This window comes from Flavisphingomonas formosensis (genome assembly GCF_009755815.1).
In the GTDB taxonomy this organism is placed as follows: Bacteria; Pseudomonadota; Alphaproteobacteria; order Sphingomonadales; family Sphingomonadaceae; genus Flavisphingomonas; species Flavisphingomonas formosensis.
The window spans coordinates 598,292-611,799 of sequence record NZ_WRPK01000002.1 but is presented as its reverse complement, the minus strand read 5'-3'; the positions used below and the strand labels follow the sequence as shown (position 1 = coordinate 611,799).

Here is a 13,508-nt window from a genome sequence, read left to right as displayed (position 1 = left end):
ACGAATGGAAGTGGCGGCCGAGCACCCTCAGGCGCGCCGGTGTTGGACGTGAGGCCGGGCGAAGTCGTCCATGCTGGCGCGTTCGACCTGAAGCGTGACAACCTCGCGCCGGTGCTGGATCTGCAGGTGGTCGGGGCCTGGATGCCGGTACGCGCGCGGCGTAGCGCGTGCGCCCGGTCGCCTATTTCAACGCTGAGCGCGGCGCCTGTGTCGGAACCAGGTCCGACTCTGTCCATGCCCAGGCAGGCATGCGGGCGCACCAATGCATCGTTGGATGCGCAGCGATCGTCAATCGAACGGTGCGCATGGGATCTACGGCGCCGATCGGGATTTCGACATGCTGATCGCCTCCGGCCATCCGCCCAAAGTCGTGGAATTCCGAAGAGGGCCGCGCCCGATCTTGCGCGCATCGTTCAGCGACTTGCAAGCCGAGGGGAGACAATTGCTCCGTTGCCGATCGTTGATTGTCTGCAACGCCGGTAGGAAATCGTGCCTCGGGTGCAGATGGCAGTCGGTTGCAGGTGGTTTCGGATTGATTGCGATTTCATTGCTATTACATGACAATCTGTCACGTCGAAGCGGGGTCAGCCATGTCGAAAGCCCTTATCGGGCCGATCGGGAAGCGGAAGGAGCGCACCATGCGGCGCTATGCGCTGCCGCTCGCGCTGGTGTTGGCCGGCATGGCCTGGCTGCTGGCGACCCATGGCTTCGCGCATGGCAGGAGTGAAGGCGGCCTCCTCGGCCTGATCGCGCTCGGCATCGCCGCGGCTGGCATCCTTCGGCCCGAAACGGCGATGGAGGTGGAAGCGCTTGCGCCGCTGATCGCCATCGTAGGCTGCGATGGTTCGGGCAAATCCACTCTCTCGGCGGACATGCTCGCCCGGCTCGGTGACAAGGGCCGCGTGGCGAGCTGCTATCTCGGCCTCGGCTCCGGCGATCTCGGGGAGCGGATCAAACGCTGGCCGCTGGTCGGCCGTGCGGTGGAGGCGCGGCTTGCGCGCAAGGCCGCGCAGGCGCGCAGTGCAGAGGCGCGTATCCCTGGCCTGCCGACCGCGCTCGTCATCTTCGGCTTCTCGCTGCTGCGCCGCCGCCGCTTCAAGAAGATGCTGGCGTTGCGGCGGCAGGGTGTGGCGGTGATCACCGATCGCTATCCGCAGATCGAGGTGCCGGGTTTCTACGACGGGCCGGGCCTTTCCGCGGCGAAGCCCGGCAATGCGTTCATCGCCTGGCTCGCCCGGCGCGAGCGGCGCATGTACGAATGGATGGCGAGCTTCCGTCCCGACGTGGTGATCCGCCTCAACATCGATCTGGAGACGGCGCATCTGCGCAAGCCCGATCACAAGCTCGCCTCGCTCGCCGCGAAGGTGGAGGTGACGCCGAAGCTCCGCTTCAACGGTGCGCCCATCGTCGATCTCGATTCGCGTCGCCCCTATGCCGAAATGCGCGATGCGGCCATGCGCGTCGCCAGCAGCGCGGCACCGCAAATGTCGGCCGCTGCCTGACGGGACAATCGCCGAGTCAGGTGATCGACGCGGCGGACATTCACGCCGGCGCGCGATAGGATAGGCCGATCATCACGGCCGCCACCCATGGACGCGCGGCCCGGGGGAGAAACCGATGCGCCGTCGCACCTTCCTGGCCAGCCTGCCCGCCACGGCCCTTGCCGTTCCGCTTGTTGCAGACCGCGCCGGCGCAGCACCCGCCGAGATGCCGGAGATGCCCGGCCTATGGGCGAGCGGGGCGGATCGCTTTCTGCGTGCCGACGTGCATGCCGGCGATCGTCCGGTCGGCGCGAGCTTCGCTTCCCGCACCGCCGCCTATGGTTTTTCGGGTGCGGCGGGGACCGCACATCCGATCGCGACACTGACCGGCATCGAGATATTGAAGCGCGGCGGATCCGCGGCGGACGCGGCGATCGCGATCAACGCCTGCCTCGGTTTCCTGGAGCCGACCTCCAGCGGCATCGGCGGCGATTGCTTCGTTTTGCTGTGGGATCCGAAGGCGGGCAAGGTGATGGGCCTCGCCGGCTCGGGCGCTTCGCCGCGCGCATTGAGCCTCGAAACGGTGCGCGCCCGCGCCAAAGGCGGCGCGCTGCCGCCGTTCGGGGCGGTCAGCGTCTCGGTGCCGGGCGCGGTCGATGCCTGGTGGATGCTGCATCGGCGCTATGGCCGGCTTCCCTGGGCGGACGTGCTGGCCCCGGCGATCGCTCTCGCCGAGCAAGGGGCGCCCGTCCCCGATCTCATCGCCGCGAGCATCCGGCGCAATCTCGCCGCCTTTCGCCGTGCCGGCGCCGCCATCGAGGAAAGTGCCAATGCGATGCACACCTACGCGCCATCCGGCGAGGCGCCGGCTGCCGGCGCCCCGTTCCGCAATCCCGACCTCGCCCGCACCTATCGCGCCATCGCCGCGGGCGGACGCGACGCTTTCTACAAGGGCGACATCGCCCGCACGATCGACGCCTATTTTCGGCGGATCGGCGGCTGGCTGCGCCAGGAGGATCTCGCCGCGCATCAAGGCGAGTGGGTCGAGCCGCACAGCACCGATTATCGCGGCATCGGCGTGCACGCGCTCGGCGCGAACACGCAGGGCATCGCGACATTGCAGATGCTCAACATCCTCGAGCATTTCGATCTCGCCGGCGCCGGCTTCCAGTCGGCCCGGTCGATCCATCTGCAGGTGGAGGCGAAGCGCCTCGCCTATGAGGACCGCGCGCGCTTCTATGCCGATCCGCATTTTTCGAAAGTGCCGGTGGAGTGGCTGATCTCGAAGGACTATGCGGCCGAGCGCGCGAAGCTGATCCGGCCGGACCGGATCCTGACGCCCGTCCATCCCGGTCAGGCGCCGAGCCATGGCGACACCACCTATTTCACCGCGGCGGATCGCGACGGGATGATGGTCTCGATGATCCAGTCCAATTTCCGCGGCATGGGATCGGGGCTGGTGGCGGACGGGCTCGGCTTCATGTTCCAGGATCGCGGCCAGCTGTTCAGCCTGACGGACGGCCATCCCAATCTCTTCGCGCCGGGCAAGCGCCCGTTCCAGACGATCATCCCGGGCTTCGCGACGCGGGGCGGCAGGCCGTGGATGAGCTTCGGCGTGATGGGCGGCGACATGCAGCCGCAGGGCCAGACGCAGATCATCGTCAACCGCCGCGATTATGGCCTCGAGATCCAGTCCGCCGGCGATTCCCCCCGCTGGCATCATGAGGGCTCGTCCCAGTCGATGGGCGAGGATGCTGCGGGGCTGCCGGCGAACGGGCTGCTCCGGCTGGAGAGCGGCGTGCCGGAGAAGACGCGCGCCGCGCTGGCGGCGATCGGCTGGACGATCGGCGAATCCGATGGCGGTTTCGGGCGGTACGAGTGCATCGAGAACCGGGACGACGGCGGGACGCGGGTCTATGCGGCGGCGAGCGAGATGCGCGCTGACGGCTGCGCTCTGGCATATTGAGCCGCTTTTCTCATCCTCCCCCAAAGGGGGAGGGGGACCGCGCGTAGCGCGGTGGAGGGGCGGTAGCTCAATTCAGGCGACGCGTTCGTAGTGAGCGCCAGCCCCTCCACCGCCTTGCAGGCGGTCCCCCTCCCCGTTCCGGGGAGGATGAAGCGGTCACACCTCGCCCATCAGCCGATATCCCACGCCCAGCTCGTTGACGATCAGCGTCGGCCGCGCCGGATCCTCCTCCAGTTTTTGGCGGATGTTGCGGACGACGACGCGGAGATATTCGATGTGCCGGTCATAATCATTGGGCCAGACGGCGTTGAGCAATTGCTGGTGGGTGATCGCGCGGCCGGGGAAGCGGGCGAGCTCGGCGACCACCGCGAACTCCTTCGGCGTCAGCCGCACCTCCTCGCCGCTGCGGGTGATGCGGTGGTTGACGAGATCGATGTGCACCGGCCCGGCGGTGACGCTGGCGCGCCCGCCGTCGGCGGTGAGGCTGGTGCGCAGCGCGGCGCGGATGCGGGCGAGCAGTTCTTCGGTATCGAACGGCTTGGTGACATAGTCGACCGCGCCGAGATCGAGCGCGGCAACCTTCTCCTCGGTCGTCTCGCGCGCCGAGATGACGACGATCGCTGCGCGGGAGCGCTTGCGGATCACCGGCACCAGCTCCAGTCCGTCGCGATCGGGCAGGCCGAGATCGAGCAGCACCACCTCCGGTTGCTCGTCCAGCGCGGCGAGCGCGTCGCGCGCGGTGCCCGCTTCCATGACGCGATAGCCCGCCCGCGTCAGCGCCCCGTTGAGCAGACGGCGGATATGGGGCTCGTCATCGACGATCAGGGTGGTGACGGCCGTGCTCACGCGGGCAATGCTCCTTCGCCGGTGCGCACCAGCAGCGTTTCTGGAAAGCGCAGGTTGAAGGCCGCGCCGCGCGGGTCGCTGCGCGAGGCGGCGTCGACGCCGGCGCCCATTGCCTCCGCAAATCCTTTTACGATGGCGAGGCCGAGGCCGGTGCCCGATTTCGAGCGGTCCGATCCCTCGATGCGGCGGAAGCTGTCGAAGATGCTCTGCTCGCTCCCCGCCGGCAGGCCCGGTCCTTCGTCGATCACGGACAGGATCAGCGCATCTGCCGGTCGCGTCGCGCGGATGGTGATCGGCGTGCCGGCGTCGGCATAGCGGCCCGCATTGTCGAGCAGGTTGATGAGGATGTGATGGAACAGGCGCGGATCGAGCCGCACCAGCGGCAGGTCCGGCGGCACTTCGAGCTGGATGGCATGGCCTTCCAGCATCGCGCGCGTGTCGTGCACGGCGGCGGCGACCGCGTCGGTCAGGTCGATCGGCTCGATCGAGAGGTTGATCGCGCCGGCCTCGACCCGCGCCATGTCGAGCAGGTTGGAGACGAAGCGGTTGAGCCGTCCTGCCTCGGACTGAATGGAGGAGATGAGCTCCGGCGTCGCCCCGTGCGAAAGCTGCTCGGAGGCGGCGAGCACCGTGGTGAGCGGCGTGCGCAGATCATGGCTGACCGAGGTCAGCAGCGCCGCGCGCAGCCGGTCGCGTTCCTTGAGCTGGGCGACGTCGCGCATCTCGGCTTCGAGCTGGACCCGCTCCAGCACCAGTGCCGCCTGGTCGAGCAGGCTCATCAGCAGGGGAATCTGGTCCGATCGCACCGGATCGCGGCCATCGTCGCGCGCGATGCCGAGCGCGCCGAGCGTGCGCGAGGCGGTGGAGAGCGGATAGAAGAGCCAGTCCGATGCGGTCAGCGTGTCCGATCCGCGGCCGGCCGGCTGATTCTTGTCGAGCGCCCAGTCCACCGCGGCACGCTCGATCGCATCGAGCCGGTCTTCCGGCGGCACTGCTGCGCGCAGCGCCGGACCGTCGGGCGAGCGGGTGAGCAGCACGGTGCGTACGTCGAGCAGGCGGGAGATCTCCGCGCAGATCGCCTGCATCAGCTCCTCCTCGTTCGCGGTGAGGTTGAGCTGGCGCAGGAAGCCGGCGAGCGCGGCATTCTGGCGGGCGCTGGAGGCAGCGAGATCCGCCTGGTTGCGCACCCGCGCGGCGAACTGGCTGGTGACGATGGCGACGCCGAGCAGCACCACGATCGTCACGACATTCTCGGGATTGCTGACGGTCAGCGTGCCGGTGGGCGGCAGGAAGAAGAAATTATAGGCGAGCGAGGAGGCGATGCCGGCGAACAGGCCGGCGCGGAGCGAGAAGAGGCTGGCCGCCGCCATCACCGGCAGCAAATAGAGCAGGGCGACGTTGCCGAGATTGAGGATGTGGAACAGGCCGGTGCCGATCGCCGTCACCGCAGCGACCATCAGCAAGGTCCAGCCATAATGGCTCGTCTGCCCCCATTCCTGGGGGCGACCGATGCTGCGCCGCGTAGGCGCGGCGCCGTTCAGCGGCAACACATGCACAGCGACGGCAGGCGTCGCGCGCACCAGCCGGTCGACCACCGATCCGTGGCGCAGTTCGAACAAGCGCGAACGGCTCGATTTGCCGACCACGATCTGGGTGGCGCGCGCGTCGGCCGCGGCGGAGATGATGCCGTCCAGCACCGATTCGGCGGGCACCGAGACCACCGCCGCGCCGAGCTGGCTCGCGAGATTGAGCGCGGCTGCAAGGCGCTTGCGATCCTCGTCGTCGAACAGCTTGTCGCGCGGCGTCTCGACATGCAGCGCCGTCCAGGGCGCGCGCAGCGCATCCGCCATGCGCTTGGCGGCGCGCACCAGCCCGTCTGCTCCCGGCTGCTCGCTCACGGCCACTATCACCCGCTCGCCGCCCGCCCAGGTGCCGGCAAGGGCGTGCTGGCGGACATAGTCCAGCATCTGCACGTCGATCGCCTGCGCCGCGCGGCGCAGCGCCAGTTCGCGCAGGGCGGAGAGGTTGGATTTGGAGAAGAAGTGGTTGAGCGCGCGGCTGGCCTCGTCGGGAATATAGACCTTGCCGTCCTTCAGCCGCTCGATCAGCTCGTCGGGCGGGATGTCGACCACCTCGATCTCGGCATCCTCGAGCACCCGGTCGGGCACCGTCTCGCGCACGCGCACGCGGGTGAAGGAAGCGACGACGTCGTTCAGGCTCTCGAGATGCTGGATGTTGACGGTGGAATAGACGTCGATGCCTGCGTCGAGCAGCTCCTGCACGTCCTGATAGCGTTTGGGATGGCGGCAGCCCGGTGCGTTGGTGTGCGCAAGCTCGTCGACCAGCACCAGCTGCGGGCGGCGTGCCAGGATCGCGTCGACATCCATCTCGCTGAGCGTGCGGCCCTGATAATCGACGTCGCGGCGGGGCACCACCTCATAGCCGCGGGTCAGCGCCTCGGTTTCGGCGCGGCCATGCGTCTCGACGATGCCGATGACGACATCGACGCCCGCCTTGCGGCGCGCCATGCCCTCGTTCAGCATCTCATAGGTCTTGCCGACGCCGGGCGCGGCGCCGAGGAACACCTTCAGCTTGCCGCGTCCCTCCTGCGCCGCGGCACGCAGGAAAGCCTCGGGCTGGGGGCGGTCCGGCACTGCATTCACGTCCCGCACGGGGTCACCTATGGCTCGACGGTTTCGCCCGCGATCCTATCGGCTCGCGGCGCGTGCGTCGATCAGGGGCGACGAGGCAGAAATCAAACGTCCAGATTGGCGACGCTCAGCGCATTCTCCTGGATGAACTCGCGCCGCGGCTCGACGACGTCGCCCATCAGGCGGGTGAAGATCTCGTCCGCGACGTCGGCCTGGTCGACCGTCACCTGCAGCAGCGAGCGGTTGGCCGGGTCCAGCGTCGTCTCCCAGAGCTGCTCGGCGTTCATCTCGCCGAGGCCCTTGTAGCGGGAGATGGAGAGGCCCTTGCGGCCGGCGGCGAGGATCGCGTCGAGCAGGTCGCTGGGCCGGGTGATCGCGGTGCCGCGCGTGTCCGCCGCCGGCGCCTCGCCCTCCTCTTCCTCGGCCGCGCGCTCGGCGGCCTTTACCGTCACGAGGCGGGAGGCGACGGCATAGGTCTCCGCCTGCTCGGCGGCGAGGGCGTGCAGCTTGCGCGCCTCGGCTGAGACCGCGAAGGCGCCATCGATGATATAATGGTCCGAGACGCCGCGCCACAGCCGGATCAGGTGGTAGCCGCCCTCCTCGGTCGCGGTGCCGGACCAGCTGGCCTCGGGATCGCCGCGGCCCTGCCATTCCGCGACGAACTGCGCCACCGCGCCGCGCTGCTCGGGCCGGAGCTCCGGATCGAGCGCGCCGAGCAGCGCCAGCGCCTCGACCAGGCGCGGCTCGTAGCGGCGCGGCACATAGCCCATCAGCGTGCGCACCCGGCGGGCATGATCGATCAGCCCGCGCAGATCCTCGCCCGAACGGGCGCCGGCCGGCGTCTCCAGCACCATCGAGCCGACGCCGGCATCGACCAGATAGTCGTCGAGCGCGGCATCGTTCTTGAGATAGACTTCGGAGCGGCCCTTCGCGACCTTGTAGAGCGGCGGCTGGGCGATGAAGAGATGTCCGTTCGCCACGATCTCCGGCATCTGCCGGTAGAAGAAGGTCAACAGCAGCGTGCGGATATGCGCGCCGTCCACGTCGGCGTCCGTCATGATGACGACCTTGTGGTAGCGCAGCTTCTCCAGGTTGAAGTCGTCGCGGCCGATGCCGGTGCCCATCGCCTGGATCAGCGTGCCGACCTCCTTGGAGGAGAGCATCCGATCGAAGCGCGCGCGCTCGACATTCAGGATCTTGCCCTTCAGCGGCAGGATCGCCTGATAATGGCGGTCGCGGCCCTGCTTGGCCGAGCCGCCGGCGGAGTCGCCTTCCACCAGGAACAGCTCGGACTTGGCGGGATCGCGCTCCTGGCAGTCGGCGAGCTTGCCGGGCAGCGAGGCGATGTCCATCACGCCCTTGCGCCGGGTGAGCTCGCGCGCCTTGCGGGCGGCCTCGCGCGCCGCGGCGGCGTCGATGATCTTCTGAACGATCGCGCGGCCGTGCGCCGGATTTTCCTCCAGCCATTCGGCCAGCTTGTCCGCCATCAGGCTTTCGAGCGGCTGGCGCACCTCGGAGGAGACCAGCTTGTCCTTGGTCTGCGACGAGAATTTCGGATCGGGCAGCTTCACCGAGACGATCGCGGTCAGCCCTTCGCGCATGTCGTCGCCGGTAAGGCTCACCTTCTCCTTCTTCAGCGCGCCCGACTTTTCCGCATAATTGTTGAGCGTGCGGGTCAGCGCCGCGCGGAAGGCCGCAAGGTGCGTGCCGCCGTCGCGCTGCGGGATGTTGTTGGTGAAGCAGAGGACCTGCTCATAATAGCTGTCGTTCCACTCCAGCGCGACGTCGATGCCGACATCGTCGCGCTGGCCGTTGATCGCGACCGGCTCGGGCATCAGCGGCGTCTTGGTGCGGTCGAGATATTTGACGAAGGCCGCGATGCCGCCCTCGTAGAACAGCTCGACCTCCTTCTTCTCGGCATGGCGCGCATCGATCAGGAACAGCCGCACGCCCGAATTGAGGAAGGCGAGCTCGCGGTAGCGGTGCTCCAGCTTCTCGAAATCGAACTCGGTGATCTTGAACGTCTCGGCGGACGGCATGAAGGTCACCCGCGTGCCCTTCTTGCCGCCGGACGGGCCGACCACCTTGAGCGGGGCGACCGCATCGCCGCGCTGGAAGCGCATATAATGCTCTTCGCCGTCCCGCCAGATGGTGAGATCGAGGAAGTCGCTGAGCGCGTTGACCACCGACACGCCCACGCCGTGCAGGCCGCCGGAGACCTTGTAGGCATTGCTGTCGTTGGTGTTGTCGAACTTTCCGCCCGCGTGCAGCTGGGTCATGATCACTTCGGCGGCGGACACGCCCTCCTCCGGGTGGATGCCGGTCGGGATGCCGCGGCCATTGTCCTCGACCGAAACCGAGCCGTCGGGATTGAGCGTGATGACGATGCGGTCGCAATGGCCGGCCAGGGCCTCGTCGATCGCATTGTCCGAAACCTCGAACACCATGTGGTGCAGGCCCGATCCGTCATCGGTGTCGCCGATATACATGCCGGGCCGTTTGCGTACCGCATCCAGGCCCTTCAGGACCTTGATCGAATCCGCGCCATATTCGTTCTGCTGGGGTGTCTCTGCCATACCCAGCATATAGGGACTCGCGCGGGCAAACTAAAGCAAAAGAGGAGGGTGGGAGCGCCCGTTTTAACAGGTCGGCGCAACTCCGAAGACGCGGCTTTGGTCAGGCTGAACTCGTTCCAGCGCGACAAGAAAGAACGAAGCTGCGGCAGGCTATGCGAATGCGAGCCTAAGTATCGGCGCGGCGCTCAGTTGGCGGTGATGACCCCTTTGGCAGCAGCCGGCGCGTCGCTGTCGCCGGCCGAGGCCTTGGCCTTGCCGCCGTAGATGAAGCCGTAGACCGGATAGGCGGTCTGGCCGATGTCCTTCAGCGAGGCGTACCAGACCTTCACGCGGCTCCAGTCGTTGTTCGGCGAGGCGTCGACCACCGTCACGTCCCGCTCGATCTGGCCGCGGTGGCCGTGGATGATCGACCAGTTGGCATGGGTGACCTTGATGATCCGCTCGCTGATCACCTGGCTGACGGTGGCGACATGGCCGGAGCGCATCGAACCGATCGCCTTGAAGACCAGCACCGCGCCGGGCTTCGGGGTCGCGCCCTGGGCATATTTGCCGATCGCCTGGTTCCACCAGCTCGCGGCGGCGCCGAACAGCTGGATGCCGGAGAACATGCGGGCGAAGGGCGCGCACTGCCAATATTGGGTGGACTGGGCGTTGGCCGCGGTCGCGCCGAGCGAAAGGCTGACGAGCATCATCGAGCACGTCAGTGCCCGGATCCAGTTCCGCATGCCGTAAAAGTCCCCGACCCGCTTTTCGTTGCCCGCACGCTAGGCAGGGGAGAGGGCTGAGGGAAAGGGGCGCGCGACGGAATCCGTTCGCAGTTGCGGTAAAATGAGCCGATAAAGCGTTGGAGCGTCCCGCGGCCTTGGAACGTTCCGCGATCAGCTCCGTTCCACCCGTCCATCCGTCACCGAAAACCAGCTCGTCGTCGAGTCGAGTCCCTCGAACAGGGCGGCTTCGGTTCCCGTCATCCAAACCTGACCGCCGCCGGTCGCCAGCCGTTCGAACAGCGCCGCGCGCCGCACCGGATCGAGATGCGCCGCGACCTCGTCGAGCAGCAATATCGGGCGCATGCCCACCCGCTCGGCGACGAGATCGGCATGGGCGAGGACGATGCCGAGCAGCAGTGCCTTCTGCTCGCCGGTCGAGCAGCGCTGCGCGGGCTGGCACTTGGCGATATGGGTGACGGACAGGTCGCTGCGATGCGGGCCGGCCAGGGTGCGCCCGGCCGCCGCCTCGCGCCCGCGCCCGGCGCGCAGTTCCGCCGCCAGCGCCTCGCGCGCATTGCCGGCGGCGGGCTGCCAGCCCTCGAGGGTCAGCCCGGCGCGGGCGAACGGGCCTTCCGGCGTCTCGACGATGCGGGCGCTGAGCGCCTCGATCGTCCGGGCGCGCGCTTCCGCGATCGCGGCGCCATGTTCGGCCAGTCCGCTTTCGAGCGCGCCGAGCCAGGCGGGGTCCGCCGTCTCCGGCTCGGCCAGCAGGCGATTGCGCGCGCGCATCGCGGCATCGTAGCGGGAGGCATGCATGGCATGGCCCGGCTCCAGGGCGAGGGTCAGCCGGTCCAGGAAGCGCCGCCGCCCGCTGGCGCTGTCGGTGAACAGCCGATCCATCGCGGGCGTCAGCCAGAGGATGGCGAGCCGTTCCGACAGGGCGTTGGCGGAGGCGCTTGCCCCGTTGATCCGCACCTGCCGCCGTTCCGGCGCGGCTGCGCTCGTGCCGGTGCCGATTTCCGCGCCGGCAGGGCCATCGCTGTGCGCGGCGACCGCGAAGCCGCCGGGTCCGTCGCTGCGCGCCATTTCCGAGAGCGTCGCCTGCCGCAGCCCGCGCCCGGGCGCGAGCAGCGACACGCCTTCCAATATGTTGGTCTTGCCCGCGCCATTCTCTCCGGTCAGCACGACGAAACCGGTCCCCGGCGCGAGCAGCGCATCCGAATAGCAGCGAAAGTCGGTGAGCGAGAGGCGGGTGATGGCCATCGCTCCCGCCCCTAGAGCCTGATCCTCGCCAGTGGAAGCGCCGCGCGGCAACAAAGCGCCGGGCGCCAAAATCGATGAGCCTGCCGGCCGTCCGCTAGCCCGCGCGGCTGGCGACCGCGGACGAGCCTGTGGCGGAAAGGAAGGTGCATCCTCTCCGCCACCGGAATAAGAGGCGTCCAGACGCTAGGCTGAACTGCCCCTCCGTTCATTCATTGCCGCGGCGTTGGTCCGGCGGCCCACGGCGGGCTTCCTGCTGGCGCTGCTGCGCTTGGGCGCGGGCCTCCTGCTGGCGCTGCTGCGCCTGGGCGCGCGCCTCCTGCTGGCGTTGCTGTGCCTGGGCACGGGCCTCCTGCTGACGCTGCTGGGCTTGGGCGCGGGCCTGATCCTGGCGGTCGCGGGCGGCAGCCTGCTGGCGTTCGCGCATGGCGTCGGCGCGTGCCTGGGATTGCTCGCGCTGGCGATCGGCCTGCTGGCGTGCCGCCTCCTGCCGGCGCTGATCGGCAACGGCGCGTGCGCGGTCGGCGGCCTGCTGGCGCGCAGCGTCCTGCCGCTGGCGGACGGCATCCGCCCTCGCATCGCGCTGGCGCTGCTCGGCCTGCTGCTGCTGCTGATCGCGGCGTGCCTGTTCCGCCCGCTGGCGGCGCTGGTCCGCGGCACGCTGTTGCTGCTCGCGCACCGCCTGCTGCCGCTGTTGCTGGGCATCGATACGATCCTGGCGCTGGCTGTTGGCCCTGGCATCGGCTGCTGCCTTGGCGCGGTCGATCTGCTGCTGACGGGCCGCCTGCTGGCGATCGCGCAGCGCCTGGTCGCGTTGACGTTGCTGGTCGGCCTGAGCCTGCCGGCGGGCCGCATCGGCGCGGTCGCGCTGTTGCTCGGCGAGCATCTGGTTGCGGGCGTCACGCTGCTGGTTGAGCGCGTCGCGCTGGCGGTTCGCCTCGTCCGCGCGCCGTTGACGGTCCGCATCGGCGATCGCGGCCTGGCGCTGCTGTTGCATGCGGATTGCCTCGGCGCGCCGGCGCTGCGCTTCGGCATCGCTGCGCACCGGATCCGGGCCGCGGAAGCCCTCCCGCTGCCAGCCGGCGAAGCGCTGCGCCTCGTCGTTGCGGCGATCGCGTTCGGCGCGCCAATAGTCCGCCTGCCGTTGATCGTGGACCCGGCTATAGTCGCGCCAGCCGGCCTCGCGCTGTCGCTGATCCTGCCAGCGCTGGCGCGCCTGCTCGATCGCCGCGCGCCGCGCCGCCCAATTCTCGGCATTGATCCGCCGCCGTCGTTCGCTGAACGCCGCCTGGCGCAGCTGTCGCGCGCGGGCAAGATAGCGGCCGGCATAATCGGCCCGGCGATAGGCGTCGCGCTGATCCAGCACGCGGCCATAATCATCGTAGACCACGGCAAGGCGCCCGCCGGAATAGCCGTAGGAGTAGCTCGGATCACGGATCAGATAGGGATAGTCCGCGCCCGGCTCATAATAATAATAGCGATAGCCGCCGTCGATCGGTTCGGCGAATTGCAGCGAATCGTCCGCCGCCTGCCACGCCCAGGGGCTCACCCCGTCATAGTCGAACGCATAGTCCGGCGGCGCGTCGCCATAGGCTTCGGTCTGTCCGTAAGCCCGGTCGAGATAGGCGTAATCCTGCCCCGGGTCGGCCACGCGCGCGATCGGTGCAGGCCGGGCGGCGGGCAGCGCCGCGGCGCTCGGCGCCAGCTTCGGCGCGGTCGCGGGGCCGCTTTCCAGCGGAAGCGCCTCGGGCAGCGCCGGCAGAGCGTCCGCGCTGTTGCCCAGCGCAGCATTGCCCATCAGCGGGTCAGCACTATTCTGTTCGGCCGGCTTGTTGCAGCCGGCCAGCGTCGTAAGCCCCAAAATCGCGGCCAGGGTGATCGCGGCCGAAGGGGCGCGTCGAACGAAAGGGTTCATGTCGCCAGTCCTTGTCCGATGTTCAGTGTCGGCAAGATGCGCCGATTCGCCTGAACATCCGACGATCAGAACAGACAGCAGCGATTAAGTATCCTGCCGTCGGCGG

General features: G+C 68.7%; 8 protein-coding genes. 2 read left to right on the top strand and 6 right to left on the bottom strand.

The window, feature by feature from the left end:
- Positions 1-638: 638 nt before the first annotated feature.
- Together GQY20_RS08790 and GQY20_RS08785 are read left to right on the top strand one after the other, a co-directional pair.
- Positions 639-1,502 (top strand): nucleoside/nucleotide kinase family protein, encoded by an 864-nt coding sequence (locus GQY20_RS08790; RefSeq protein ID WP_198350882.1) that lies wholly within the window; start codon positions 639-641, stop codon positions 1,500-1,502.
- 115 nt (positions 1,503-1,617) lie between these two features.
- Complete coding sequence (locus tag GQY20_RS08785; RefSeq protein WP_157216667.1) at positions 1,618-3,447, top strand: gamma-glutamyltransferase family protein; 1,830 nt, start codon at positions 1,618-1,620, stop codon at positions 3,445-3,447.
- 156 nt (positions 3,448-3,603) lie between these two features.
- Here the strand turns inward: GQY20_RS08785 and GQY20_RS08780 are convergent, their stop codons facing one another.
- The 6 genes from GQY20_RS08780 to GQY20_RS08755 all read right to left on the bottom strand — a co-directional run bounded on the left by GQY20_RS08780 (position 3,604) and on the right by GQY20_RS08755 (position 13,402).
- Positions 3,604-4,293: a response regulator gene (locus tag GQY20_RS08780; RefSeq protein ID WP_232475962.1), complete on the bottom strand. Its 690-nt coding sequence runs from the start codon at positions 4,291-4,293 to the stop codon at positions 3,604-3,606.
- Entirely contained in the window at positions 4,290-6,965 is a 2,676-nt protein-coding gene (locus tag GQY20_RS08775; RefSeq protein ID WP_408641066.1) for a DUF4118 domain-containing protein, read from the bottom strand. The genes GQY20_RS08780 and GQY20_RS08775 overlap by 4 nt, the downstream gene beginning before the upstream one ends.
- 83 nt (positions 6,966-7,048) lie before the next feature.
- The gene (gene gyrB / locus GQY20_RS08770) at positions 7,049-9,520 is read right to left on the bottom strand and encodes a DNA topoisomerase (ATP-hydrolyzing) subunit B (RefSeq protein WP_157216829.1); all 2,472 of its coding nucleotides are present in this window, start codon (positions 9,518-9,520) and stop codon (positions 7,049-7,051) included.
- Positions 9,521-9,705: 185 nt separating this feature from the next.
- The gene (locus tag GQY20_RS08765) at positions 9,706-10,245 is read right to left on the bottom strand and encodes a CHAP domain-containing protein (protein WP_157216666.1); all 540 of its coding nucleotides are present in this window, start codon (positions 10,243-10,245) and stop codon (positions 9,706-9,708) included.
- A gap of 153 nt (positions 10,246-10,398) precedes the next feature.
- Positions 10,399-11,490 (bottom strand): DNA replication/repair protein RecF, encoded by a 1,092-nt coding sequence (gene recF, locus GQY20_RS08760; protein ID WP_157216665.1) that lies wholly within the window; start codon positions 11,488-11,490, stop codon positions 10,399-10,401.
- A 205-nt stretch (positions 11,491-11,695) separates the two neighbouring features.
- On the bottom strand, positions 11,696-13,402 hold the full coding sequence (locus GQY20_RS08755; protein WP_157216664.1) for a hypothetical protein: 1,707 nt from the start codon (positions 13,400-13,402) through the stop codon (positions 11,696-11,698).
- Positions 13,403-13,508: the final 106 nt, after the last annotated feature.

Excerpts from the sequence above, each read along its gene's own strand:
- GQY20_RS08790 (WP_198350882.1), top strand. The coding sequence starts at position 639 with ATGCGGCGCTATGCGCTGCCGCTCGCGCTGGTGTTGGCCGGCATGGCC.
- GQY20_RS08785 (WP_157216667.1), top strand. The coding sequence starts at position 1,618 with ATGCGCCGTCGCACCTTCCTGGCCAGCCTGCCCGCCACGGCCCTTGCC.
- gyrB (WP_157216829.1), bottom strand. The coding sequence starts at position 9,520 with ATGGCAGAGACACCCCAGCAGAACGAATATGGCGCGGATTCGATCAAG.
- GQY20_RS08765 (WP_157216666.1), bottom strand. The coding sequence starts at position 10,245 with ATGCGGAACTGGATCCGGGCACTGACGTGCTCGATGATGCTCGTCAGC.
- recF (WP_157216665.1), bottom strand. The coding sequence starts at position 11,490 with ATGGCCATCACCCGCCTCTCGCTCACCGACTTTCGCTGCTATTCGGAT.
- GQY20_RS08755 (WP_157216664.1), bottom strand. The coding sequence starts at position 13,402 with ATGAACCCTTTCGTTCGACGCGCCCCTTCGGCCGCGATCACCCTGGCC.